The organism is Polaromonas sp. AER18D-145, assembly GCF_002379095.1.
Taxonomy (GTDB): domain Bacteria; phylum Pseudomonadota; class Gammaproteobacteria; order Burkholderiales; family Burkholderiaceae_C; genus Polaromonas.
In genome coordinates this window covers 1-23,476 of sequence record NZ_NBZV01000061.1, presented here as the reverse complement: position 1 = coordinate 23,476, position 23,476 = coordinate 1, and the positions used below count along the sequence as shown (strand labels likewise).

At 65.2% G+C, this 23,476-nt stretch carries 22 protein-coding genes; 18 read left to right on the top strand and 4 right to left on the bottom strand.

Annotated elements, in window-relative coordinates; genetic code table 11:
• The 11 genes from B7G52_RS21140 to B7G52_RS21090 form a co-directional block, all read left to right on the top strand.
• Window positions 1–3,828, top strand: a 3,828-nt coding sequence (locus B7G52_RS21140) for a response regulator (protein ID WP_096699649.1), incomplete at its 5' end; no start/stop codon positions are given.
• On the top strand, window positions 3,813–5,978 hold the full coding sequence (locus B7G52_RS21135; RefSeq protein ID WP_240523570.1) for a response regulator: 2,166 nt from the start codon (window positions 3,813–3,815) through the stop codon (window positions 5,976–5,978). The genes B7G52_RS21140 and B7G52_RS21135, both read left to right, overlap by 16 nt.
• A 43-nt stretch (window positions 5,979–6,021) precedes the next feature.
• Window positions 6,022–6,471 carry a hypothetical protein gene (locus tag B7G52_RS21130; RefSeq protein ID WP_240523569.1) on the top strand — a complete coding sequence of 150 codons (450 nt, stop codon included), beginning with the start codon at window positions 6,022–6,024 and terminating at the stop codon, window positions 6,469–6,471.
• Between the two features lie 3 nt (window positions 6,472–6,474).
• Window positions 6,475–6,732 carry a DUF5985 family protein gene (locus B7G52_RS21125; RefSeq protein WP_096699648.1) on the top strand — a complete coding sequence of 86 codons (258 nt, stop codon included), beginning with the start codon at window positions 6,475–6,477 and terminating at the stop codon, window positions 6,730–6,732.
• A gap of 3 nt (window positions 6,733–6,735) precedes the next feature.
• Entirely contained in the window at window positions 6,736–7,002 is a 267-nt protein-coding gene (locus B7G52_RS21120; RefSeq protein ID WP_240523568.1) for a DUF5985 family protein, read from the top strand.
• Window positions 7,002–7,655: a response regulator gene (locus B7G52_RS23690; RefSeq protein ID WP_096699647.1), complete on the top strand. Its 654-nt coding sequence runs from the start codon at window positions 7,002–7,004 to the stop codon at window positions 7,653–7,655. The genes B7G52_RS21120 and B7G52_RS23690 overlap by 1 nt, the downstream gene beginning before the upstream one ends.
• Window positions 7,656–7,712: 57 nt before the next feature.
• Window positions 7,713–8,141 carry a hypothetical protein gene (locus B7G52_RS21110; RefSeq protein ID WP_096699646.1) on the top strand — a complete coding sequence of 143 codons (429 nt, stop codon included), beginning with the start codon at window positions 7,713–7,715 and terminating at the stop codon, window positions 8,139–8,141.
• Between the two features lie 21 nt (window positions 8,142–8,162).
• A complete protein-coding gene (locus B7G52_RS21105) occupies window positions 8,163–8,966 on the top strand; it encodes an ABC transporter permease (protein ID WP_096699645.1) in 804 nt (267 codons plus the stop codon).
• A 55-nt stretch (window positions 8,967–9,021) separates the two neighbouring features.
• Entirely contained in the window at window positions 9,022–10,026 is a 1,005-nt protein-coding gene (locus tag B7G52_RS21100) for an MlaD family protein (RefSeq protein ID WP_096699644.1), read from the top strand.
• Window positions 10,023–10,703 (top strand): hypothetical protein, encoded by a 681-nt coding sequence (locus B7G52_RS21095; RefSeq protein ID WP_096699643.1) that lies wholly within the window; start codon window positions 10,023–10,025, stop codon window positions 10,701–10,703. The genes B7G52_RS21100 and B7G52_RS21095 overlap by 4 nt, the downstream gene beginning before the upstream one ends.
• A gap of 41 nt (window positions 10,704–10,744) precedes the next feature.
• On the top strand, window positions 10,745–11,947 hold the full coding sequence (locus tag B7G52_RS21090; protein WP_096699652.1) for a YbfB/YjiJ family MFS transporter: 1,203 nt from the start codon (window positions 10,745–10,747) through the stop codon (window positions 11,945–11,947).
• An 89-nt stretch (window positions 11,948–12,036) separates the two neighbouring features.
• On the opposite strand, the gene B7G52_RS21085 is transcribed toward B7G52_RS21090, so the two are convergent.
• Window positions 12,037–12,615: a restriction endonuclease gene (locus B7G52_RS21085; RefSeq protein WP_240523566.1), complete on the bottom strand. Its 579-nt coding sequence runs from the start codon at window positions 12,613–12,615 to the stop codon at window positions 12,037–12,039.
• A gap of 155 nt (window positions 12,616–12,770) precedes the next feature.
• On the opposite strand from B7G52_RS21085, the gene B7G52_RS24355 reads away from it, so the two are divergent.
• From B7G52_RS24355 to serA, 4 genes are all read left to right on the top strand, one after another.
• The gene (locus B7G52_RS24355) at window positions 12,771–12,899 is read left to right on the top strand and encodes a hypothetical protein (RefSeq protein ID WP_256387736.1); all 129 of its coding nucleotides are present in this window, start codon (window positions 12,771–12,773) and stop codon (window positions 12,897–12,899) included.
• The gene (locus B7G52_RS21080; protein ID WP_096699641.1) at window positions 12,896–15,175 is read left to right on the top strand and encodes an ATP-binding protein; all 2,280 of its coding nucleotides are present in this window, start codon (window positions 12,896–12,898) and stop codon (window positions 15,173–15,175) included. Before B7G52_RS24355 ends, B7G52_RS21080 begins: the two co-directional genes overlap by 4 nt.
• Window positions 15,176–15,312: 137 nt before the next feature.
• Window positions 15,313–16,257: a DMT family transporter gene (locus B7G52_RS21075; RefSeq protein ID WP_096699640.1), complete on the top strand. Its 945-nt coding sequence runs from the start codon at window positions 15,313–15,315 to the stop codon at window positions 16,255–16,257.
• Between the two features lie 116 nt (window positions 16,258–16,373).
• Complete coding sequence (serA, locus tag B7G52_RS21070; protein ID WP_096699639.1) at window positions 16,374–17,603, top strand: phosphoglycerate dehydrogenase; 1,230 nt, start codon at window positions 16,374–16,376, stop codon at window positions 17,601–17,603.
• 102 nt (window positions 17,604–17,705) lie between these two features.
• On the opposite strand, the gene B7G52_RS21065 is transcribed toward serA, so the two are convergent.
• Together B7G52_RS21065 and B7G52_RS21060 are read right to left on the bottom strand one after the other, a co-directional pair.
• Window positions 17,706–18,296, bottom strand: coding sequence for a thioredoxin fold domain-containing protein (locus tag B7G52_RS21065; protein WP_096699651.1), 591 nt, complete (start codon window positions 18,294–18,296; stop codon window positions 17,706–17,708).
• 355 nt (window positions 18,297–18,651) lie between these two features.
• Window positions 18,652–19,623, bottom strand: a complete 972-nt coding sequence (locus tag B7G52_RS21060) for a tripartite tricarboxylate transporter substrate binding protein (RefSeq protein ID WP_096699638.1) — start codon at window positions 19,621–19,623, stop codon at window positions 18,652–18,654.
• Between the two features lie 201 nt (window positions 19,624–19,824).
• On the opposite strand from B7G52_RS21060, the gene B7G52_RS21055 reads away from it, so the two are divergent.
• The 3 genes from B7G52_RS21055 to B7G52_RS21045 all read left to right on the top strand — a co-directional run bounded on the left by B7G52_RS21055 (window position 19,825) and on the right by B7G52_RS21045 (window position 22,303).
• Entirely contained in the window at window positions 19,825–20,343 is a 519-nt protein-coding gene (locus tag B7G52_RS21055) for a hypothetical protein (RefSeq protein ID WP_205853102.1), read from the top strand.
• Window positions 20,343–21,620 (top strand): Hsp70 family protein, encoded by a 1,278-nt coding sequence (locus B7G52_RS21050; protein WP_096699637.1) that lies wholly within the window; start codon window positions 20,343–20,345, stop codon window positions 21,618–21,620. Before B7G52_RS21055 ends, B7G52_RS21050 begins: the two co-directional genes overlap by 1 nt.
• Window positions 21,621–21,844: 224 nt before the next feature.
• Window positions 21,845–22,303 (top strand): Lrp/AsnC family transcriptional regulator, encoded by a 459-nt coding sequence (locus tag B7G52_RS21045; protein ID WP_096665338.1) that lies wholly within the window; start codon window positions 21,845–21,847, stop codon window positions 22,301–22,303.
• A 4-nt stretch (window positions 22,304–22,307) separates the two neighbouring features.
• Here the strand turns inward: B7G52_RS21045 and B7G52_RS21040 are convergent, their stop codons facing one another.
• Window positions 22,308–23,195 (bottom strand): DMT family transporter, encoded by an 888-nt coding sequence (locus B7G52_RS21040; protein ID WP_096699636.1) that lies wholly within the window; start codon window positions 23,193–23,195, stop codon window positions 22,308–22,310.
• Window positions 23,196–23,476: the final 281 nt, after the last annotated feature.

The following is a 23,476-nucleotide window of genomic DNA, read 5'->3' as shown; positions in this document are numbered from 1 at the left end:
CTCGGCGGCCAGGCCGACGTGCAGGGTGTGGCCGGCACATGGAAAGACCTGACCGATTCGGTCAACTCCATGGGTTCGAATCTGACGGCGCAGGTGCGCAACATCGCCGAGGTGACGACCGCGGTGGCGGCCGGTGACCTGTCCAAGAAGATCACGGTGGACGTGAAGGGCGAGATCCTCGAACTGAAAAACACCATCAACACCATGGTGGACCAGCTGCGTTCGTTTGCCTCTGAAGTGACACGTGTCGCACGAGAGGTCGGGACCGAAGGCAAGCTGGGTGGCCAGGCCGATGTGCAGGGGGTGGCGGGTACCTGGAAGGATTTGACCGACAACGTGAACTTCATGGCCGGTAACCTGACCAGCCAGGTGCGCAACATCGCCGACGTGACGAAAGCCGTGGCAGCGGGCGATTTGTCCAAGAAGATCACGGTGGACGTGAAGGGCGAGATCCTCGAACTGAAAAACACCATCAACACCATGGTGGACCAGCTGCGCTCCTTCGCGTCGGAGGTGACACGTGTGGCGCGCGAGGTCGGGACCGAAGGCAAACTCGGCGGCCAGGCCGATGTGCAGGGGGTAGCCGGCACCTGGAAGGATTTGACCGACAACGTGAACTTCATGGCCGGCAACCTGACCAGCCAGGTGCGCGGCATCGCCAAGGTGGTGACGGCCGTGGCCAACGGCGACCTGGGCCGCAAGCTCACGGTGGAAGCCAAGGGCGAAATTGCCGCGCTGGCCGACACCATCAACGGCATGACGGACACGCTGGCGACTTTTGCGGACCAGGTGACCACGGTGGCGCGCGAGGTCGGGGTGGAAGGCAAGCTGGGCGGCCAGGCCAAGGTGCCGGGCGCTTCTGGCACCTGGAAAGGGTTGACCGAAAACGTGAACCAGCTGGCAGCCAACCTGACGACCCAGGTGCGCGCGATTGCCGAAGTGGCGACCGCCGTGACGCAGGGCGACCTGACGCGTTCCATCACGGTCGAGGCGCTCGGCGAGATGGCTGCGCTGAAGGACACGGTCAACGAGATGATCCGTAATCTCAAGGACACGACCCAGGTCAACACCGAGCAGGACTGGCTCAAGACCAACCTGGCCAAGTTCAGCCGCATGCTGCAAGGCCAGAAAGACCTGGTGGCGGTGGGCCACCTGATTCTCTCCGAGCTGGCGCCCGTGGTCGGCGCCCAGCAGGCGGAGTTTTACGTGCTGCGCTACACCCAGGACAAGCCGCGCCTGCGCCTCATGGCCAGCTACGCCTCGGAAGGCCAGGGCGCTTATGGCAAGGAAATCGATCTGGGCCAGGGCCTGGTGGGTCAGTGCGCCTACGACAAGCAGAAAATCCTGCTGACCTCGTCCATGCCCGCCAGCCTGAAAATTTCCTCCGGCCTGACCGAGGTGGCGCCGCTGAACATCCTGGTCCTGCCGATTATTTTTGAAGGGCAGGTCCGGGGCGTCATGGAGCTCGCGTCAATTGAACGCTTCAACCCCGCGCACCAGGCCTTCCTGGATCAGCTGACGGAAAGTATCGGTATCGTGATCAACACGATTGAAGCCAACATGCGCACCGAAGACCTGCTCACGCAGTCCCAGTCCCTGGCGCAGGAACTGCAAAGCCGGCAGCAGGAACTGCAGCAGACCAACGAAGAGCTGCAGGAAAAAGCCAGGCTGCTGGCGCACCAGAACCACGAGGTCGAGCGCAAGAACCAGGAAGTCGAGCAGGCGCGCCAGGCCCTGGAGGAGAAAGCCAAGCAGCTCTCGCTGACGTCCAAGTACAAGTCCGAGTTTCTGGCCAACATGTCGCACGAGCTGCGCACGCCGCTCAACAGCCTGCTGATCCTGTCCGACCAGCTTTGCAAGAATTCCGAAGGCAACCTGCGGCCCAAGCAGGTCGAGTTTGCCAAGACCATCCACTCCTCGGGCAACGACCTGCTGATGCTCATCAACGACATCCTTGACCTGTCCAAGATCGAGTCGGGGACAGTGGTGGTCGATATCAGCGAGATTCGCCTGTCCGACCTCCAGCAGTATGTGGAGCGCACCTTCCGCCATGTGGCCGAAGCGAAGAATGTCGAATTCCTGATCACCACGGGTACCGAGCTGCCCACCTCGATGATCACCGACCTCAAGCGCCTGCAGCAGATCCTCAAGAACCTGTTGTCCAATGCCTTCAAGTTCACCCATCAGGGGCATGTGGCGCTCGCGATCGAGGAGGCCTATTCGGGCTGGAGTCCGGACCACGACGAGCTCAACCGCGCCCAGCAGGTGGTGGCCTTCACCGTCAGCGATACCGGCATCGGCATTTCAGCCGACAAGCAGCAGATCATTTTTGAAGCCTTCCAGCAGGCCGATGGCAGTACCAGCCGAAAATACGGCGGGACCGGCCTGGGCCTGGCCATCAGCCGGGAACTCTCCAAGCTGCTGGGCGGTGAAATCCGGCTGTCCAGCAGGCCCGGCGAGGGCAGCAGCTTTGTGCTTTACCTGCCGCTCAACTTTCCGACCACGCGTGCGGTTCGCAAGCTGGCCACCCTCGCCGATGCCAGGGCTGAGGGGGCGGGTCTGTTTGCCAGAACTGCCGCGCTGCCAGCGGCCGGGGACATGCTGGCCATGCCGGGCGATGACGCCCAGGACGACCGCCAGAACATCCAGCCTGGCGACCAGGTGTTGCTGATTGTTGAAAACGACGTCGCTTTTGCGGACTTTTTGCTCGATGCTGCGCGTGCCAGGGGGTTCAAGGGCCTGGTGACTTCCCGCGGCGCGGGTGCGCTGACGCTGGCCACCCAGTTCATGCCCTCTGCCATCACGCTGGACATGTACTTGCCTGATATGGACGGCTGGCGGGTGCTGGACAGGCTCAAGCAGGACATGGGGGTGCGGCATATTCCGGTCTGCGTGATCTCCACCGATGACGCCATGGAGCGGGCCTACCGGTCCGGCGCCTTCGCCTTTGTCGGCAAGCCAATTGCGCAAAAGGAGATCCTCGACCGGATGCTGGAGCAGCTGCACCTCTACGTGACCCGGCCAGGACGGAATGTGTTGCTGCATATCGGCGATGCCGATATCCGCCGGCAGATCAGTACCTACCTGGAGGACGAGCGCGTCAGCACCGTGAAGGCCGCTTCCGGCCGGGACATCGCCGAGTTGCTCAGAACCGGCAGCTTCGACTGCCTGATCGCCGATGAGGCGTCCATGGACGAGTGCCTGGCCCAGTGGCGCGAGGTGCTGGCCGCCCACCCTTCACTCGGGCCCTTGCCTCTGGTGGTCTACCGCGACGGGCTCATTGATGCGGAGGAGTCCCGCGCCTGGCATTCCCGCGGTGAGATCAACGTGCGGGAGGCGCGCTCCGTGCCCAAGCTGCTGGACCAGGTGATCCACTCGCTGCACATCAACCCGGCGCGCCTGTCCATGCAGCAACATGCCTTGCTGAAAAACCTGCACGAGTCCAACAAGTCGCTGGCCGGCAAGCGGGTGCTGATCGTGGACGATGACATGCGCAATATTTTTGCGCTGGCCACCGTGCTCGAGGAGGAGGCCATGGACATCGTGTGGGCCGACAACGGGCGCGACGCGATAGCGCGGATTGCCGCCGATCCAGAGATCCAGCTGGTCCTGATGGACATCATGATGCCGGAGATGGATGGCATGGCCACCATGCAGGCCATCCGCAAGCTGCCGGCCGGCAGGAACCTGCCCATGATTGCCGTCACGGCCAAGGCCATGAAAGGCGACCGGGAAAAATGCATAGAAGCCGGAGCCTGGGACTACCTGTCCAAACCGGTCAACACCGAGGACCTGCTGGCGGTGTTGCGCGCATGGTTGCCGCAATGAGCGCCGTGTTTGCACCGGCGGCGGTGTCGCAGGGTGGCGACGAGGAGAGGGTCAATATCCTGGTGGTGGATGACCTGTCGGAAAAACATGTCGTGTTTGGCAGCGTTCTGGAAGAACTCAACCAGAACGTGGTTCATGCCCGCTCTGGCAAGGAAGCCCTGCGGCTGATCCTGAAGATGGAGTTTGCGGTTATTCTGCTGGACGTCAACATGCCCGACATCGACGGGCTGGAGACCGCCAAGCTGATTCGCCAGTACAGGAAAACCGCCCAGACGCCGATTCTGTTCATCACGGCCTATGCGGATGAACTGCAGACCATCCAGGGTTACGCCCTAGGTGCCGTGGACTATATTTCGACGCCCGTGGTGCCTGAAATCCTGCGCTCCAAGGTCAGGGTGTTTGTTGACTTGTACCGCATGAATCGCCAGCTTCAGGTGCAGATGGTGCAGCGCGAGGCGCTGGCCCATTCCGAAGCCGCCCGTTCGGCGGCGGAGGAAGCGATCCGGCGGGCCAACTACCTGTCCGAGGCCAGCCGGCTGTTGTCGCGTTCGCTCAATACCGACGACACGATCCGTACGCTGTTCCAGATTGCCCTTCCTTCCCTGGCCGAACTGGCGGCCGTGGCGCTGACGGATGATCACGGTGACCTCCGCTGCACCGGCCTGCAGGATCCGGCAAACGGCTCGTCGCCCGTTCCCGGCCATGCCCTGGCGCAGCGGCGCAAGCTTCATCCGCAGCTGACGCAGGCGGTCCGCCTGGCCACGGCATCCCGCCAGATTGAGCTGGTCCCGCCGCTGGTGTTGTGGGAGGAGGGCAGCCAGGCGATCCTGCCGGAAAACATCGAGCAGACTGCGGTTTGCCCCCTGTTTGCGGGCGACCGGCCCCTGGGGGCACTGCTGCTGTTCGGCCAGCGCCAGCACTTCGAATGCGCCCGGATGTCCTTGATCGATGAGGTGGTCAGCCGGGCCTCCATCGCGATGGAAAACGCGCGGCTTTATACCCTGGTCCAGGAGGCCGACGCACGGAAAAATGAATTTCTCGCCATGCTGGCCCACGAGCTGCGCAATCCGCTGGCGCCCATCAGCAATGCGGTGCGCATCCTGCATGGCACCGAACTGCAGGATCCCACCCTGGTCTGGGCTCGCGATGTGATCGGACGCCAGGTGGACCACATGTCGCGCATGGTCGATGACTTGCTGGATGTGTCACGCTTCGCGCGCGGCAAGGTCAGCGTGAAGACGGAGTTGCTGGCCCTGGCCACACTTTGCGAACGCGCCGTGGAGGCCAGCGAGCCGCTGATCAGGGCGCGCCAGCAGCAGCTGTCGGTGGAGCTTCCCGGGGAAGCCGTGGTGATCGAAGGCGATATGGTGAGGTTGTCCCAGATCCTGTCCAACCTGCTCAACAACGCGTCGAAGTTCACGCCGGTGCACGGGCAGATTGGCCTGGCCGCTGCGTTCTCGGGGCAGGAACTGCGGATTTCGGTCAGGGACAACGGTCAGGGAATAGACCCGGCCTTCCTGCCGCACGTGTTTGACCTGTTTGCCCAGGGTGATCAGGCGCTGGATCGTCCCCAGGGCGGTCTGGGCATCGGGCTGACCCTGGTCAAGCATCTGGTGGAGCTTCACGGCGGAAAGGTCAGCGCCTTTAGCGAAGGCCCCGACCGGGGCACCGAAATTTCCGTGTCCCTGCCGGCCCGTCTCGCCACCGAGGACGACCTCCCGCTGCCTGCGACCCGGCCGCCCGCCGCCGCCCCACGTCTGGCCGGGCTGGTTCGCGTCCTGGTGGTGGACGATTTACTGGCCTCAGCCGACACCATGAAGGTGCTGCTGGAGTCGGAAGGTTATGTGGCCAGGGTCGCCACCGACGGTGAGTCGGCCCTGGCGGTTGCCAGGGAGTTCATGCCCGCCATCGTGATCCTCGACATCGGCCTGCCCGGCATGAATGGTTTCGAAGTGGCGCAGCAGATGCGGCAACTTCCCGAGACACGCGACGCACTCCTGATTGCGCTGACCGGTTATGGCGAGGCTGAAAGCCGGCAGCGCTCGCAGAAAGCCGGCTTCGACCACCACGTCGTCAAGCCGGCGGATATCGACTTCCTGCTGTCTGTCATCAGCCAGGCCGCACAGCGAAAGAATGGGCTCGTGACATGACCTTGGCCTCGTGCTGCCGCGCCAGGGGGCGCTCGGGCAAGCGATGACCTCGACGCAGCCAGATCAACCCGACTTTGCCGCGTCTGCCGCTTCCGGCGTTATCGCGGCCCTGTCCGATGACGTGCGGCGTTTTCTGCTGACCAGTGTCAGTTCCATCCCCTACCTGGAGGCGTTGCTGCTGCTGCGCAGCCAGCCCGAGACACGGTGGCCTGTCCGGCAAGTGGCGCAGCGGCTGTATGTGAGCGAAAAAAGGGCACAGGAACTGCTCGCCGAGCTGGAGGCCGCCGGCGTGGTTGAAAGTTCCATGCCGGACGCTCCGCAGTTCCGCTACCAGCCGGCTTCGCGGGAACTGCGCCAGATGCTTGACGGCCTCGCAGAGGTGTATGCCCATCACCTGGTCGAGGTGACCCACCTGATTCACTCCAAGGCGGACAAGCGGGACAAACGGGCGCAGAAGTTTGCAGATGCCTTCCGTTGGCGAAAGGATGCCTGAACCATGGCTGAACTGATTTATTCCCTGTGCGCGTTGACCTCGGTCGCCTGCGCCTGGCTGTCGCTGCGCGGATACCAGCGGTCCGGTCATCGTCTGCTTTTCTGGAGCGGCCTGTGTTTCCTGGGTCTGTCGGTCAACAACGTCCTGCTGGTACTGGACAAGCTGGTGTTCCCGATGGCCGACCTGGCCCTGTGGCGCCTCGTGGCCGCGCTGGCGGCTGTCGTGCTCATGCTGTTTGGCCTGATCTGGGAAGAGGAGTAAGCCATGGTTCAGGACATGCTGGCCGGTGCCATCGCACTGGGTTCCCTTGCGGTGGGGCTGTTTTTTTTCAGATACTGGTGCACCAGCAGGGACCGCTTTTTTCTCTACTTTGCCCTGTCGTTCTGGATCGAAGGCTTCAGCCGCATCCACATGGGCCTGAACAGCGACATCCCGGAGGATGTTCCGGTGTATTACATGATTCGCATCCTGAGCTACGGATTGATCCTGCTGGCGATCTGGGAAAAGAACCGGCCTGACGCCGGACCCTGATGCGCATTGCCCCATGCCGCCCGAACGGGGCGGCGCGATCGGCGTGCCCACACCCGCTTGTCCTACATCACGTCGGGGCTGAAAAGCGATTGCACAGGGGCAGCCCCTGCCTAGACTGTTGGCTGTTGCAGCTTTCCAAGAGTCACCATGGCGAAAAACGACATCCACCGCACGCTGTGGGCTGGCCGGGCGCGAGCCCGGCGGATGTGCGCATGAACTGGGTTGGCGGATCGGGCGGCAGGGCGGGGCCTTCCTCCCTGAGGGTGTTCGTCATTGAAGACGACGGGGTGCTGAGAGCCCTGATCGTGGAAGCGCTCCGGGAGATACCCGGGGTGGACGTGCTGTTTTATGCCGACAACGAAGTCTCCGCGACGAACTGGCTCTCGTCCCACGACAGCGCCTGGGATCTCGCGGTGGTCGACCTGCACTTGAGGCAGGGCAGCGGCGTGGGGGCGCTCAACTGGTGCATCACGCGCAGGGAGGACCAGCGGGTGGTGGTGCTGAGCAGCCAGTTGAGCCAGGAGGTGCGCCGCAAATGCCTGGCGCTGCGGGCCGACGCGGTCTTCGACAAGGCCAGCGAGATGGATGACTTCCTGGCTTACTGCCGTGCCCTGGCGGGCCCGCCACCAGCGGCCATGCCCGGCATGCCCTAAACTTTCGGCCATCGCCGCCGCTCCGGCTGCGAATCATGAACACGGAAGACTACACGCATGAGTGCACTGTTTCACGAGCAACTGCTGGCCGCCGCCGGGCAGGCGGCCTTTCCCGCGGAGAGAACGCTGGACCCGGTCACCGGTGAGGAAATCTTTGACGCCGCTTACGAGGCGACGCTGGCGCAGGTCTTTTCCCTGTTCGGGATCACCGCTTTGAACCCTCAGGACGAGGATGCCGACAGGGTCATCAACACCGCCTGCACCCTGGCCACCGAGGTGGCGGCCCATGTGCAGGCCCTGATCTCCGCCGGCGGCGCGCTGGTTGGGCTGGAAGAAGCCGGCGGCTGGCACCCGGCCTACCGGGCCTACATCAGCGCCTTGTGGCGGGGCGACCGCGGGGACGTAGCGCGCTGCGCACAGGCGCTCAACCTGTCCGCGGGTATTCCCAACGGATCGCTCCCGCTCGAAGCAGGTCCGCTGGCCTGAGGCGCGCAGTATCATGGCCGGATGACTCCCTTGGCTGATCGGCGTGGCACGATGGCAGAACTGAACCACAGGGCGCGGAACTGGCTGGTGGGCTGGTGGCGCCTGATCCATCTCGGCGCGCTGATCCTGGTCCTGGCCCTGTCGCCGTCGAGTTACGCCCGCGACAACCGCCGGGCGCTGGCGCGCCACATCTACCTCAACACCGCGCCCAATCTGCTGGGGTTCACGCTGATGTGCGCGCTGATCACCGTGGTCATCACGCGCATCGTCATCGTCACCGCGCTCAGTTACGGCCTGTCGCAGTACGCCTTGCAGGTTGTCATTCGCGTGCTGGTGCTGGAGCTGATTCCGCTGACGGCCGCCATGTTCGTTGCCCTGCGCTGCGCCGTCGCCAGCGGGGTGGAGCTGTCGCTGATGCGCCAGCGTGGTGAGCTGCAGGACTTGCAGCAGCGCGGCCTGGACCCGGTCCGCCAGGAGGTGTTGCCGCGTGTGACGGCCGGCATTTTCGCCACGGTCACGCTGGCCGCGCTGAGCTGCGTGGTGGCGCTGGTGATGGCCTACCTGGCCAGTTACGGTTTCACGCTGTCGGGTGTGGCGGTGTACACGCGGCTCTTCGGCCAAGTGTTCAACCCCGACGTGACCCTGATCTTCGTGCTGAAAACCCTGTTTTTCAGCCTGGCCGTGTCGCTGATCCCGATGGCATCGGCCCTGTACGACACGGCGGAGCTGCGTTTTCGCGCCAGCGCCGAACTGCGCATGCTGGTGCGCATGTTTGCGGTCATCCTGGTCATCGAGGTGGTGTCCCTCGTGGGCAACTACTACTAACCAGTAGCCAACATTCAACCAACATTCCGTCCGGATCCTCCATTCCTTTCAAGCCATGAGCCAACCCCTGCCACCCCCATCCCCGCTTGCGCCGCCGGAGCCGCCGCCCGGCAGCAGCGTGGCCATGCCGCCCGTCGCCAACCTCGAGTTCAAGGCGCTGCTGCTGCTGGTCTTCATGGCGGTGCTGGTGGTGGGCTCGGCGCTTTACGTGCTGTATGCGCGCGGCGCCTTCGAGAGCACCCAGAAACTGGTGCTGCTGTCCGACGACTCCGAAGGCGTGGTGGTCGGCATGGACATGACGTTTGCGGGTTTCCCGATTGGCCGCGTGCGCCGCATCGAGCTGGCCGAAGACGGTAAGGCCCGCATCATTGTGGATGTGCCGACCAAGGACGCGCACTGGTTGCGCACGTCCAGCGTGTTCACCCTGGTGCGCGGGCTGGTGGGCAGCACCAACATCCGCGCCTACACCGGCATGCTCAAGGATCCGTTGCTGCCGGACGGCGCGGTGCGCGAAGTGCTGCGCGGCGACGCCGGCGCCGAAGTGCCCAAGCTGGTGGCCGCTGCCAAGGACCTGATTGACAACCTCAACAGCCTGACGGCCAGCGGCGGCGCGATAGGTGCCAGCCTCGCCAACGTCCAGAAACTGACGGACAGGCTCAATGGACCGGGCGGCGCCTTGAGCGTGCTGCTGGGCAACGACGCCGAAGCCAAAAAACTGATCGCCACGCTGGACCGCACCAACGCCTTGCTGACCAAGCTCGACGGCCTGGCGGCCAAGACCGACACCCAGGTGTTTGGCGCCAATGGCGTGATGCCGGAAGCGCGGGCCACGGTGGTGCAGCTCAATACCCTGCTCGGCGAAGCGCGCAACAGCCTGAAAAAAGTCGACGCGGTGCTCGTCGAAGCCCAGGCCGTGGGCGCCAACGCCCGCGCCGCCACCGACGACCTCGGGGCGCTGCGCGGCGAGGTCGAATCCAGCCTGCGCAAGGTGGACGGCCTGATCAACGAGATCAACCGCAAGTGGCCGTTTGCCCGCGACACGGAGATCAAGCTGCCATGAGACTCCTTTCACGTTGCCTGTCCGTCCTGTCCCTGTTGTCCTTGTTGTCGCTGGCGGCCTGCGGCAGCGGCCCGAAGGCCCCCGACTGGCAGATGGAGGCCAAGACCGCGATGGAGCGGGCGGTCGCCGCCTATCTCGAAGGCAATTCGCGCGTCGAGGCGCAGGAGTTCGCGCGCGCGCGCAGCGAACTCTCCAGCACCGGCCGCAGCGACCTGATGGCACGGGCCGAACTGCTGCGTTGCGCCAGCCGTGTCGCCAGCCTGGTGCTGGAACCCTGTGCCGGGTTTGAACCGCTTCGGCCGGATGCGCCGGCCGCCGAGCGCGCCTATGCCGACTACCTTGCGGGCCAATTGCAGCCGCAGGACATGGCCCTGTTGCCCGCACCGCAACGTGCCGCAGCCGCCGCCGGTGCGGATGCCGCGGCGCTGAAAGCCATAAGCGACCCGCTGTCGCAGTTGGTCGCCGCCGGCGTGATGTTTCGCGCCGGCCGGGCCAGCCCGGCCGTGCTGCAGCAGGCGGTGGACACCGCCTCCGGCCAGGGCTGGCGCCGGCCCTTGCTGGCTTGGCTGGGCGTGCAACTCCAGCTGGCAGAAAAGGGCGCAGACACGGAGGCGGCCGCGCGCCTGCGCCGCCGCATCGCACTGACGCAAAACCCGGCCGCGGGCAGCAAGCCTTGAGCCGGGCGCCTGTGAGCCGCTGGGCGATTGCCATCGCCGGCATGTTGTCGCTGGCCGCGGCCATGGGCATTGGCCGTTTTGCCTTCACACCGCTGCTGCCCATGATGCTCGGCGATGGTGTGATCGACCTGCCGTCGGCCAGCTGGCTGGCCAGCGCCAATTACCTGGGTTACCTCGTCGGTGCACTGCTGTGCACCTTCCAGCCCTGGATCTGGAAACACCTGCGTTTTCTGCCGGCTGTCGCCGCCTCCAGCTGGGTGCGTGCGGGCCTGGTCGCCACCACGCTGCTGACGCTGGGCATGGCCCTGCACCTGCCGGCTGTCTGGCCGCTGCTGCGTTTTGCGGCCGGCGTGGCCAGTGCGCTGGTGTTTGTCTACACCTCGGGCTGGTGCCTGGCGCAGCTCGCCCGGCTGGGCGCGCCGGCGCTGGGCGGCATCATGTACGCCGGCCCGGGCGCGGGCATCGCCCTGAGCGGGCTGTTTGCCAGCGCCATGGTCGCGCTGCAGTGGAAGGCTGCCACCGGCTGGCTGATTTTCGGCGTGCTCGCCGCCGTGCTGACGGCCAGCGTGTGGCGCACCTTTCAGGAACGCGGAGCCGGGCAGGGCGGCAGTGCAGCCAATGCACCGGCCAGCACGCCAGCCAGCAGCCAGGCACCGGCCGGCCGCAAGCAGATGCTTCTGCTGGCCCTGGCTTACGGGCTGGCCGGTTTTGGCTACATCATCACCGCCACCTTTTTGCCGGTGATTGCCCGCGAAGCCATGCCGGGGTCGGTCTGGATCGATTTTTTCTGGCCCATCTTCGGCCTCGGCGTGGTGACCGGCGCCTTGCTGGCCACCCGCATTCCGGCCACCGGCGATTTCCGCTACCTGCTGGCCGGCGCCTACACGGTGCAGGCACTGGGCATCGCGGCCAGCGTGTTCAGCCCCAACCTGGCCGGTTTCGCGATCGGCAGCCTGCTGCTGGGTATTCCGTTCACCGCCATCACCTTTTTTGCCATGCAGGAAGTGCGGCGGCTGCGGCCGGCCGCGGCTGCCAGTTACATGGGCCTGCTGACCGCCATGTACGGCATCGGCCAGATTGCCGGCCCGCCGCTGGTCGCCGTGCTGCTGCGGCACAGCCGCAGCCTGGGAGAGGGCTTCACGCTGTCGCTGGAAATCGCCGCGGCGGCCTTGCTGGCCGGTGCGCTGATGTACCTGTGGATGGCCAGTGCCTACCCGGTGATGAAGGCCGTGCGGCAGCGCTGAAGTCCCAGGCTGGCGACTTGTAACGAAAAATGCCTCTGGCCTAATGGCTACCTACGCTGATAGCTATCAAAACAGCAGCAAAACCGGCCTCAGGCCCTGGCGGTTTTCGCCAGCACCGGCTTGAGCAACTGGGCCAGTTCGGTGCCCTGCATGACGCGGATCTGGTGTTCGGCCGCAAACTGGCGTGCCTTGTCCGTCACCTGCCCGGTGGCGATGCACAGGGCGCTGTTGGCCTGATGGGCGCCCAGCGCGGCCTGCAGGCCCTGGAAGGGCTCGATGCCCAGGCGGGCGGCTTTCCAGCGCTTGCAGCCGAGCAGCGTGGTGTGGCCTGCCTTGACCAGAACAAAATCAGCCGCCGCGCCGTCCAGGCGCCGCACCGCGTACCCCTCGCGGACAAACGCCTGCTCGACGGCGGCCGAGAAATCGCGCCAGGACAGGGCCTCCAGCTGCGCCAGGGTGCCCTCGACGTGGGCGGTGCTGGGCGCGCTGAACTGCCGCCAGGCGGCGATCACGCCGATCACGGCAAAGGGCAGGCCGCCGAGGGCACCAAATACAAAATACTGCGCGGGCAGCAGGGCCTTGGAAGCCAGCCCGAAGGCGACGGCAATGGTAAAGCTGATCCACCATGGCGAACGCAGCAGGATGGCAAAAAGCGACTTTTCAGCCATTTTGAATTTCAAAGGTCTTCCTTTCGGGTGAGGGGCGTTTGTCGGGGGTGGCGTCGGGCCGGCGGCAGTGCGTCGGTACGCAAAGCGGGCTTTGCCCTCACAATCCGCCTTTTGCCTACATCTGCGCCGGGCAGACTTCCTTATAGTAAAGCACCATGCATATTCCGACCCTGCCTATTGGCAGCATTTCCCGGCCCTTGCACTTCCGGGCGGACCCGCGCGTGTTTGTCGGCGTGGTGCCGCCGGTCCGGTCCGGGGTAGAGATGCCCGAAGAAGGACGATGATGAAGGCCTCCGACGACGAAGACCGCCTGCTACGCTCGGTCGCCCTGCAGAATGCGCAGAGCATTCTGCGGGCACGCCAGCGGGCCGAAGGTGTGCTGGTGGCCGCCGGGGACGGGCTGGAGCAGAAAACGACGGAACTGGCGCTGTCGCTGTCCATGGTCCGGGCCACCCTGGAGGCCAGCCGCGACGGCATCCTGGTCACCGATGACAACGCGCAGGTCACGGGCTTCAACCAGCAGTACGTCCGGATGTGGGGGCTGTCCGACGAACTCATGGCATTTCGCGATCACGAAAGGCTGCTGGCCGTGGCGAGCCAGCAGGTCGAGGATACGCAGCACTACCTGGACCGGGTCCACGAGATCTACCGCCACTCGCCGGCGGAAAGTTTTGATCTGCTCCAGCTGCGTGATGGCCGGGTCTACGAACGTTCCTCCAAGATCCAGATCGTGGAAGGCCAGCATGTCGGGCGGGTCTGGGTTTTCCGCGACATCACGGAACAGCGGCGCAGCGAGGATGCCCTGCGCAAGAAGGCGCGGGTGCTGGAACTGCTCAACAAGACCGGCACCATCCTGACGGCCAAGCTCGACGTGCGCATGCTGGCGCAGGCGGTCATTGACGCGGCCACGGAAATCAGCGGCGCCAAAGTGGGCGTCTTTTTCTACAACACTGCGGCCCAGGGCGGCAACAGCCCTTTCCTGCGGACGGTGGCCGGCATCGCCGAGCAGGACTTCGACAGCTGCGGCCTGCCGCAGGCCGGTGCGCTGTTCGACCTCACGCTCAGCGGCGCGCCGCTGGTCCATCTCGAGGACCTGTCGAAGGACGCGCGCTACGAGGCCTCGGCCCGGCGGGGGGATGTGCCGATCCGCAGTTACCTGGCCGTACCGGTTGCGTCGGGCTCTGCGGAGGTGATAGGGGGCCTGTTTTTCGGCCATCCGGATGCCGGTGTTTTCGACGAACGGGCCGAAAGGCTGGTGACCGGCATTGCGGCGCAGGCCGGGGTGTCCATCGACAACGCCCGGCTTTATGAAGTGGCCAGGCAGGCCGCGCAGGAACGCGAAAAGCTGCTCGACAACGAGCGCGCCGCGCGCAGCGAGGCCGAACAGATGAGCCGCATGAAAGACGAGTTTCTGGCCATGCTGGCCCATGAGCTGCGCAACCCGTTGGCGCCGCTGCGCAACAGCGTGGAAATCCTGCGGCAGGGGGCGGACGATCCGGCCTCCCTGGAACGCATCCGGGCCATCATGGAGCGCCAGATCGCGCACATGACGCGCCTGGTCGATGACCTGCTCGATGTCAGCCGCATCAGCCGCGGCAAGCTGGAGCTGCGGCTGGAGCCGATCCGGCTCGGGGACGCCATCAGCAGCGCGGCGGAAACCAGCCGGCCGGTCCTCCTTGATCGGCAACACGCCTTCACCGTCACCATGCCGGACCAGCCGATTGTGCTCACGGCCGATCTGGTGCGCCTGTCGCAGGCGTTCACCAACCTGCTCAACAACGCCGCGAAATACACGCCCGAAGGAGGCTCGGTGGCGTTGCATGTGGCCGCCGACGCACGGGGCGTGACGGTCAGCATCGAGGACAACGGCGTCGGTGTACCGGAACACCTGAGCACGCGCATCTTCGACATGTTCGTTCAGGGCGACTCCAGCCCGGCCACGCCGCAGGCCCAGGGCGGCCTGGGCATCGGCCTGACGCTGGTGCGCAAGATTGTCGAGATGCACGGCGGCAGCATCCGCGCCGAAAGACGCAGCGACGGCCCCGGCAGCCGCTTCATCGTCTGGCTGCCCGTCGCCGGCGGCGCCGCGCCGGCCCTGCCGGCGGCAGACGCAGACGCAGACGTAGACGTAGACGCGGGCACTGGCGCTGGTCCTGGTACGGCGACCGGTTCGGTCCGGCGCCACGCGGGCGCTTTCGAGCCACGCCGGATTCTGGTGACTGACGACAATGTCGATGCCGCGCTGACACTGGCGAGCCTGCTGGGCATGCTGGGGCACGAGGTGCGCACCGCCCATGACGGCGCCGAGGCCATCGAGGCGGCCGCAGCCTTTCGGCCCGACTTCATTTTTCTGGACATCGGCATGCCGCGCATGGACGGCTACGAGGCCTGCCGCAGGATTCGCGCGCTCGGGCAGGCGCCTGCCCCGGTCATCGTCGCCCTGACCGGATGGGGCCAGGCCGACGACAAACGCAAGGCGCAGGAGGCGGGTTTTGACCACCATTTCACCAAGCCGGTGGACCCGGCCCGGCTGGAGGCGCTAGTCGGCAGCAACTTCTGAAGCCCCGCCCGGCGCCGTGACGGCGACCCTGCGGACCTGGCCGGAAGCTGGTATGCTTCTAAATTGATAGCTGCTTGCGCCCGCATCCATTGGGCTACAGGCCTGTTTGACCTCAAACTTTCACGGAACACGGCGCGATGACCCCCGAACAGAAAAAACTCCGCCGTGCGTCCATCGCCTTGGCCGCTGCGCTGGTGCTGGTGGTGATCTGGGGCATCAACTTTTCGCTGCAGAAGTTTGTCTTCAACGTGGTCGGCCCCGGCGGCTTCCTGTTTGCCCGCTACCTGATCATGCCGCTGTGCGCGCTGGCCTTGCTGGCCTGGCGTTTCGGCACGCAGTTTCCGCGCATCACGCGCCGCGAGTTCTGGCAACTCGCGCGCCTGGGTTTTGCCGGGCATTTCCTGCACGTGGGCATGGTGACGTATGGCATCCACTGGTCCACGGCGTTTTCGAGCTCGCTGATCCTGGCCTGCGGCCCCATCTTCACGCTGCTGATCCTGCGTTTCATGGGGGTGGAGAAACTTCACAAGGCGCAGATTGGCGGCGTGGCCGTGGCTTTTGCCGGTGTGCTGATCTTCCTGTCCGACAAGCTGCTGGGCGGCAACTGGCGTGCCACCGGCGGCGACCTGTTCCTGCTGGTCGCGGCGAGTTTTTTCTCCTGGTACACGGTGGCCGCCAAACCGCTGATCGAGCGCCACGGGGGCGTCGTGACCATGGCCTACGCAACCCTGCTCGGCAGCGTGCCGGTGCTGCTGCTCTCGCTGCCGGCCGGCCTGTCGGCACCGTGGGGCGACGCCTCGCTGGCGGTGTGGGCCAGCCTGGTCTGGTCGGTCACGGTGTCGGCCTTTCTGGGCTGGCTGGTCTGGGGCTGGGTCAACGCGGTGCGCGGCGTGGCCCGCACCGCGCCGCTGATGTATTTGATGCCGCCGGTCGCCGGCCTGGTGGCCTGGCTGTTCGCCGGCGAGCAGTACACCGCCATCAAGCTGGCCGGTGCCGGGCTGACGCTGGTGGGTGTGGCGCTGGCGCAGTTCACCAGCCGGCGGCAGGCGCTGGCGCGCGAGGCGCCCGCACCCGTCGACTGACAAAGCGCGACCGCGCGGTCGCGACAACCTTTTTGCCATGCGGGCAAAAGCGGCCGGAACGACCCACCCGCAGGGCTTGGTTCATACTTCGGTCCTCCACCACCTGCCTGAGCGCCATGAGCAAAACCTCGACCGACAAGAAAAAGATCAAGTTTCTCCTGCTGGAGGGCATCCATCCCTCGGCCGTGGCGGTGCTTCAGGCGGCGGGTTACACGCAGATCGAAAGCCTCACGGGGGCCCTGGAAGGCGACGAGCTCAAGCGCAAGATTGCCGACGCCCATTTTGTCGGCATCCGTTCGCGCACCCAGCTGACCGCCGACGTGTTTGCCCATGCAACGAAACTGGCGGCGGTCGGCTGCTTTTGCATAGGCACCAACCAGGTCGACCTGAACGCGGCGCGCGAGCGCGGCATTGCGGTGTTCAACGCGCCGTTTTCCAACACCCGTTCGGTGGCCGAGCTGGTGCTGGCCGAGGCCATCCTGCTGCTGCGCGGCGTGCCCGAGAAAAGCGCTGTCGCCCACCGCGGCGGCTGGCTCAAGTCGGCCGAAAACTCTTTTGAGATCCGCGGCAAGACGCTGGGCATCATCGGTTACGGCTCCATCGGCACGCAGCTGTCGGTGCTGGCCGAGGCGCTGGGTATGCAGGTGGTGTTTTTCGATGTGGTCACCAAGCTGCCGCTGGGCAATGCGCGCCAGGCCGGCAAGCTGACGGATCTGCTGGCGCAGTCCGATGTGGTCAGCCTGCATGTGCCCGAGACCCAGGCCACGCAATGGATGATCGGTGCGGCCGAGATTGCCGCGATGAAGCCCGGCAGTGTGCTGATCAATGCCTCGCGCGGCACCGTGGTCGAGATCGAGCCGCTGGCCGAAGCCCTGCGCCAGAGAAAACTGCTGGGTGCGGCGATCGACGTGTTTCCCGTCGAGCCGCGCAGCAACAAGGAGGTGTTCGAGTCGCCGTTGCGCGGCCTGGACAACGTGATCCTGACGCCGCACGTCGGCGGCTCCACCATGGAGGCACAGGAAAACATCGGTGTCGAAGTGGCGGAAAAACTGGTCAAGTACAGCGACAACGGCACCTCGACCTCCTCGGTCAACTTCCCCGAGGTGGCGCTGCCGGCACACCCGGGCAAACATCGCTTGCTGCACATCCACCGCAACGTGCCGGGTGTGCTGGCGGAGATCAACCGCGTGTTCTCGGACAACAACATCAACATCGCGTCGCAGTACCTGCAGACCAATGAAGCCATCGGTTATGTGGTGATCGACATCGACGCCGCTTCGTCGGACATGGCGCTGGCCAAACTGGCCGGGGTGCCGGGCACCATCCGCAGCCGCGTTCTCTTTTAGACACTGCCGGCACGGACCGGCCTCAGGTTGCTATCACTTCAATAGCTGCTCGCGTCCGTCTTGATTGGGCTGAAGCCACTTTTCGCTGGTAAGCCAGACGCTTCAGGGGGCGGCCGGCACCTGCAGGCCGAGCAGCGCGGCCAGGGCCGCGGTCGGCATGGAGCCTTCCTGCGTCACCAGCGCACCGCTCTGGGCATGGGTGCCGATGATGGTCGGGATCGACGCAAAGCCCAGGCGGGTCAGCAGGGCGGTGTTTTTCGCCACCATCTCTTTCTGGGCCGCGATGTCGCTACCGGCGCTGATGCCGCCGCTCCTCGCTTGCATGGAGGCCTCGTGTTCATCCATGGCGGCCGCCGGATCTTTCGCGGCCAGCAGCGTCGCGCCCTGGGCCGTGCTGGACGCATTGAGGATGCCGACGGGAATCCAGACAAATTTCGCCTGTGACCTGAGTGGTTTGGCGGCCAGCCATAGCGCGTTGCAATGGGGGCACTGGGCATCAAAGAAAACATAAACCGTGCGTGTGCTCATGGTCGAGCCGACGCTGAACCCCTTGGCCTCGGCGGCCACGGCGGCGGTGGATACCGGGGTGGCGCCGGCTTTGGCTGGGGCGTCGGGCGCGTCCTTGCAGCCGCTCAACAACAGCATGGCCGCCACCAGCACGGCCGGAAGGATCTGGAAAGCTTGGAAGGTCATGTCGGCACCGAAAAAAAGGGGAGACAACCAGCATAACGCAGGCCGGCCTGATGAAGGACTTGCCGCTGCCCGGCTTCTGGGGACAAGAGGCCGGCGACCGAGGCGCGGGGAATTGAAACAAAATGAAAATGAAGTCAGAAATCCTGATGCGAAGCGGCTTTCCCCAAGGACCTCATTTGTCCCCGCGGGCATGCCCTGCACCGGGTACTCCCGCCAACGCGGTACCCAGGTTGCCCACGCATCCTGTGCACGAATCTGTGGATAAGCACGCAAAAAAGCCACGAAAGGCTTGCCAGTCGTGGCTTGCGACAGTTTGCCTGCCAATTAAGCGCCGGCAAGCGCCGGCGGGCCGGGATCAGCCCTTGAAGCTCATGCCCAGCCGCTCTATCGTCGCTTTTTCAGCGGTAAAGGTTTCGCGGGCGAACTTGGTGTATTGCGCCGTGTTCATGTAAATCACCGACTGGTCGTACTTGTCGAAGGTGGCCAGCACGGCCGGGTCGTTCAGCGTTTTCCGGAAGGCTTCGTGCAGCGTCGCCACGATGGCCGGGTCCATGCCCTTGGGGCCGCACACACCGAAAGGCGAGTCCGACACGGTGTCGTAGCCCAGCTCGGTCAGCGTCGGCACGTTGGGCCAGCGCTTGGTGCGTTTGCTGCCATAGGTGGCGATCAGGCGCAGTTTGCCCGACTCCACATGCGGGCCCCAGCCGGTGGCGTCGCTGGCCGCCATCACGTGGCCACCCAGGATGGCCTGCATGTTGTCGGCATTGCCCTTGAACGGCACGTGGGTGAGCTTGATGCCGGCGCGCTGCGCAAATTCCTCGACCGCCAGGTGCGGGCTGGTGCCGGTGCCGGTAGACCCATAGGTGAACTTCTCGGGGTTGGCCTTGGCGTAGGCCACCAGGTCCTTGATGCTTTTGATCGGCGAATCGGCGGGCACGACCAGGCCAAAGGTGTAGCCGGTCAGGCAGGCGATCCAGGTGAAGTCCTTGAGCGGGTCGTAGGCAACTTTCTGCATGTGCGGAATGCGGAACACGCCGTGCGGTATCTGCGTCAGCGTGTAGCCGTCGGGCTTGGCACTCAGCATCTCGATGGCGCCCAGCATGCCGCCAGCGCCGGGTTTGTTCTCGACGATGATGGTCTGGCCCAGCACCTTGCCGGCGCTTTCGGCCAGCGAACGGATGACCGCGTCGGTGGAGCCCCCCGCCGGCCAGGGACAGATGTATTTGATGGGGCGTGAGGGGTAGGCCTGCGCACGGGCCAGGGAGGGAAGGGCCACACCGGCCACAGCCGCTGTGGTGCTGGCAATAAACGCGCGGCGGTTGGTCATGAAAGTCTCCGGAGGTTGCAGGACATCTGAAGATTCAAGCGTAGCGGCCCGCTGCCGGCGTGTCATCAAGGTTTACGCGGGGAGCGTATTCTGCAAAGCAGAACAGCCGGCAGGTGCGCGGCCGCGTAGCGGGGTGCAGGCGGTAAAATGGCTGATGACAGACAGCGCACCGCCGCGCTTTTTTTGACTGAAACGACCCCTGTGACCGATACCGCCAGCTTCCCGTCCGACCCTTCTTCCTCCGACCCTTTTTCCGATCCCGACATTCCTGTCCAGCAGCCGCGCCTGTGGTGCGGCGACGGCTGGACGGCCCGCGTGCTCAAGAACGAAGACGACGACGGCTGGGCGGTGGCCATGATCAAGGACGGCGAGCCCGAGCCGGCGCTGGTGGGCCCCTGGACCATGGGGCGCGACAAGAAAAACCCCAAGCCGCTCGACGGCCCGGCCTTCAGCACCTTGGTCAAGACCGCGTCGGAGTTTGTGCGCCGCCATGAGCAGCAGCTGCATGCCACGCTGCACCAGCGCCTGGAAGTGGATTCGCGCGGTGCGCGTATCACCGTGTCGCTGGACATCGTGCCCGATGAAGACAACCCCTATGCCGTGCTGGGCGCGCATGATGAGGCGGGCGAGCAACTCGCGCAGGTGCGTGTCTCGCCGGCCTTCAAGCTGAGCCGCGCCAGCGCCACGGCCTGGGCCGACGGCGGCTTTCCCCGGCCCTGATGGCGGGCGCTTTTCCAGCGCTGATCGATGCCTGCGGCATCGACTTCGGGACCTCCAACTCCACCGCGGGCTGCGGCGGCGCCGGCCCGGGGCAGGTGGCCCTGCTGCCGCTGGAAGGCGGCAAGCCCACCTTGCCGTCGGTGGTGTTTTTTCACGCCGAAGACGGGCACATCAGTTACGGCCGCGCCGCGCTGGCCGACTACCTGGCGGGTGATGAAGGGCGGCTGATGCGCTCGCTCAAAAGCCTGCTCGGGACCGCGCTGATTGACGAGCAGACCGAGGTGGCCGGCCGCGCGCTGCCGTTTCGTGCGCTGCTGGCGCAGTTCATCGGCGAGCTCAAGCGCCGCGCTGAACTCGCGGTGGGCCGTGACTTCACCCGCGCCGTGCTCGGGCGGCCGGTGTTTTTTGTCGATGGCGACGCGGCGGCCGACCGGCAGGCGGAAAACACGCTGGCCGAGATCGCGCGCGGCGTCGGCCTGCACGACATTGCCTTCCAGTACGAACCGATTGCCGCGGCCTTTGACTACGAGTCGCAGGTCACGCGCGAAGAGCTGGTGCTGGTGGTTGACATCGGCGGCGGCACCTCGGACTTTGCGCTGGTGCGCCTGGCGCCCGAACGCGCCGGCCGGGCCGACCGGCGCGACGACATCCTGGCCAGCAGCGGCGTGCACATAGGCGGCACCGACTTCGACAAGTACCTCAGCCTGGCCAGCGTGATGCCCATGCTGGGCCTGGGCAGCCGGCTCAGGAATGGCCTGCAGATGCCGTCGTCCCATTACTTCAACCTGGCGACCTGGCACACCATCAACTTTGCCTACACCCGGCAGGCTTGGTCGCAGATCGGCGAGCTGCACCGCGAGGCGCAGGAGAAAGACAAACTCGCGCGCCTGCAAAACCTGGTGAGCGAACGCGCCGGGCACTGGCTGGCGATGCAGGTGGAGGAAGCCAAGATCGCGCTGTCGGACGCGCCGCGCACATCCATGGACCTGGGGCGCATCGCCCCCGGCGAAACCCTGGTGTTGCAGCGCGCCGATTTCGACACCGCCATCGGGGAGCTGGTCGGCGCGGTGGAGCGCAGCGTGACCGGCCTGTTGCGTGATGCCGGCGTGCCGGCCGACGCGGTGGACACGGTGTTTTTTACCGGCGGTTCGAGCAGCGTGCCGCTGCTGCGGGCGCGTATTGCTGCCTTGCTGCCGCAGGCGCGCCGGGTCGAGGGCGATCTGTTCGGCAGCATTGGCACCGGGCTGGCGCTCGATGCGCTGCGCAAGTTCGCCTGAGGGTCCGTCGGGAAAACGGCATACGGCAGCGGCAGACATGCCCAGGCGCAGCAAGGGGCGGTAACCCCTTGCTGCGCCTGCCTTGCAACACACACCGGTAAGTGTGCTCGCCAGAAAGAAGTATCGGCCAGGCGCCGCAGAAAGTGCTTCTGTATTTCTTCAGATTGGCTGGCTATTAAGCAATAATTCCTTCACAAGTCGATAAATGAAGGAAATATTGCTGTATGGATAAAACAGACCGGAAAATATTGCAGGTGCTGCAGGCCAATGCCCGCGCCAGCCTGCAGGAGATCGGCCAGGCGGTTGGCCTGAGCCACACGCCGTGCTGGACCCGCATCAGGAAGATGGAGGAGTCCGGCGTCATCGAGGGCTACACCGTGCGCATCAATGCCGCGGCACTGGACCTCAGCGACACCGTGCTGGTGCAGGTCACGCTGGACAGCCATTCGGACAACACGCTGGAAAAATTCGGCGAAACGCTGGCGAAAATTCCCGAGGTGATCGAGGCCTACCTGGTCTCGGGCGACTACGACTACCTGCTGCGCATCGCCGTCAGTGGCACGCGCGACTATGAGCGCCTGCTGCGCGAGCGCCTCTACAAGATCAAGGGCATACGCCACAGCAAGTCCAGCTTCGTGCTGCGCACGCTGAAAAAAGCCGACCTGCCGCTGTTTCAGGCCTGACGCGTCAGCGCGCCTCGCGCAGCGCGCGCGAGCGGACCCAGGCCATGCGTGCCTCGGTCAGTGCCACGCCCAGGCCGGCCAGGCAGATCAGCGCGATGCCCAGCGCCGTGGTCTGGCCCGGCACCTGACCAAACACCAGCCAGCCCAGCGTGGCGGCGGCGACGATTTGCAGGTAGCTGAAGGGCGCCAGCAGGGTGGCCGGGCTGTGGCGGAAGGCGGCAATCTGCAGCCAGTGACCGAGAAAGCCGGTGAGGCCGGTGGACACCAGCAGCAGCCACTGCCACAGCGACAGGTCGGGGGTGGTCCAGAACCAGGGCAGAGCCAGTGTCAGGGTGATGGTGCCGAACAGGCCGCCGTAATAGTTGGTCGTCAGCGGATCGTCGTGGGCCACGCGGCGGGTGGCAATCTGGAAAAACGCAAAGGCCAGGGCTGTGGCCAGGCCCAGCGCCACACCGATCGGGTCCAGCTGCGCACCGGGCCGCACCACGATCAGCATGCCGGCAAAACCGGCCAGCACGCCCAGCCAGCGGTGCAGCCGGTGCGGCTCGTGCAGCAGCCATGGCGCCATCATCATCAGGAACAGGGGTGCCATGAAGTTGATGGCCGTGGCCTCGGCCAGCGGCAGGCGGCCCAGCACCGAAAAGAACAGCACAGTGGTGGTGATCATCAGAAGGCCGCGGACCAGCTGGCGCGGCAGCGACTTGGTCCGGAAGATCGCCCGCCCGCGCGAGGGCAGCACCACGGCCGTCATCAGCGCTGTATGCACGGCGTAACGCATCCAGGCCACCATCAGGACCGACACGCCGGCCATGACCAGCCATTTTCCGGAGGCGTCGAGGGCCGAGAGCAGCCACAGGCCGGCGATGTGAAGAAGAATGCCGCTTTTGTTCATGAAGCCAGGGGGCGATGGGGGTGTTGGCGGGAGTGTTGGGGGAAGGCTGGCCTCGGGCCATGTCTATCCTTCCAAGCATAACCATTGCGGCCGGAGCCACCCCCGGTCGGTGTGGGTTTTGTATTTATGGGGTGGCGGATTCAAGTACGAAGTGCAACGTTCAGAAATAGGGTGGGCCAAGAGTCAATAGGATGGGCTCTTTGTGACCAGCCAGTCTCAACGAAGCACCATGACCTACAAACACTTGACCCGAGAAGAACGATACCAAATTCACGTACTCA

Excerpts from the sequence above, each read along its gene's own strand:
- B7G52_RS21135 (WP_240523570.1), top strand. The coding sequence starts at position 3,813 with ATGGTTGCCGCAATGAGCGCCGTGTTTGCACCGGCGGCGGTGTCGCAG.
- B7G52_RS21130 (WP_240523569.1), top strand. The coding sequence starts at position 6,022 with ATGACCTCGACGCAGCCAGATCAACCCGACTTTGCCGCGTCTGCCGCT.
- B7G52_RS21125 (WP_096699648.1), top strand. The coding sequence starts at position 6,475 with ATGGCTGAACTGATTTATTCCCTGTGCGCGTTGACCTCGGTCGCCTGC.
- B7G52_RS21120 (WP_240523568.1), top strand. The coding sequence starts at position 6,736 with ATGGTTCAGGACATGCTGGCCGGTGCCATCGCACTGGGTTCCCTTGCG.
- B7G52_RS23690 (WP_096699647.1), top strand. The coding sequence starts at position 7,002 with ATGCGCATTGCCCCATGCCGCCCGAACGGGGCGGCGCGATCGGCGTGC.
- B7G52_RS21110 (WP_096699646.1), top strand. The coding sequence starts at position 7,713 with ATGAGTGCACTGTTTCACGAGCAACTGCTGGCCGCCGCCGGGCAGGCG.
- B7G52_RS21105 (WP_096699645.1), top strand. The coding sequence starts at position 8,163 with ATGACTCCCTTGGCTGATCGGCGTGGCACGATGGCAGAACTGAACCAC.
- B7G52_RS21100 (WP_096699644.1), top strand. The coding sequence starts at position 9,022 with ATGAGCCAACCCCTGCCACCCCCATCCCCGCTTGCGCCGCCGGAGCCG.
- B7G52_RS21095 (WP_096699643.1), top strand. The coding sequence starts at position 10,023 with ATGAGACTCCTTTCACGTTGCCTGTCCGTCCTGTCCCTGTTGTCCTTG.
- B7G52_RS21090 (WP_096699652.1), top strand. The coding sequence starts at position 10,745 with ATGTTGTCGCTGGCCGCGGCCATGGGCATTGGCCGTTTTGCCTTCACA.
- B7G52_RS21085 (WP_240523566.1), bottom strand. The coding sequence starts at position 12,615 with ATGGCTGAAAAGTCGCTTTTTGCCATCCTGCTGCGTTCGCCATGGTGG.
- B7G52_RS24355 (WP_256387736.1), top strand. The coding sequence starts at position 12,771 with ATGCATATTCCGACCCTGCCTATTGGCAGCATTTCCCGGCCCTTGCAC.
- B7G52_RS21080 (WP_096699641.1), top strand. The coding sequence starts at position 12,896 with ATGATGAAGGCCTCCGACGACGAAGACCGCCTGCTACGCTCGGTCGCC.
- B7G52_RS21075 (WP_096699640.1), top strand. The coding sequence starts at position 15,313 with ATGACCCCCGAACAGAAAAAACTCCGCCGTGCGTCCATCGCCTTGGCC.
- serA (WP_096699639.1), top strand. The coding sequence starts at position 16,374 with ATGAGCAAAACCTCGACCGACAAGAAAAAGATCAAGTTTCTCCTGCTG.
- B7G52_RS21065 (WP_096699651.1), bottom strand. The coding sequence starts at position 18,296 with ATGACCTTCCAAGCTTTCCAGATCCTTCCGGCCGTGCTGGTGGCGGCC.
- B7G52_RS21060 (WP_096699638.1), bottom strand. The coding sequence starts at position 19,623 with ATGACCAACCGCCGCGCGTTTATTGCCAGCACCACAGCGGCTGTGGCC.
- B7G52_RS21050 (WP_096699637.1), top strand. The coding sequence starts at position 20,343 with ATGGCGGGCGCTTTTCCAGCGCTGATCGATGCCTGCGGCATCGACTTC.
- B7G52_RS21045 (WP_096665338.1), top strand. The coding sequence starts at position 21,845 with ATGGATAAAACAGACCGGAAAATATTGCAGGTGCTGCAGGCCAATGCC.
- B7G52_RS21040 (WP_096699636.1), bottom strand. The coding sequence starts at position 23,195 with ATGAACAAAAGCGGCATTCTTCTTCACATCGCCGGCCTGTGGCTGCTC.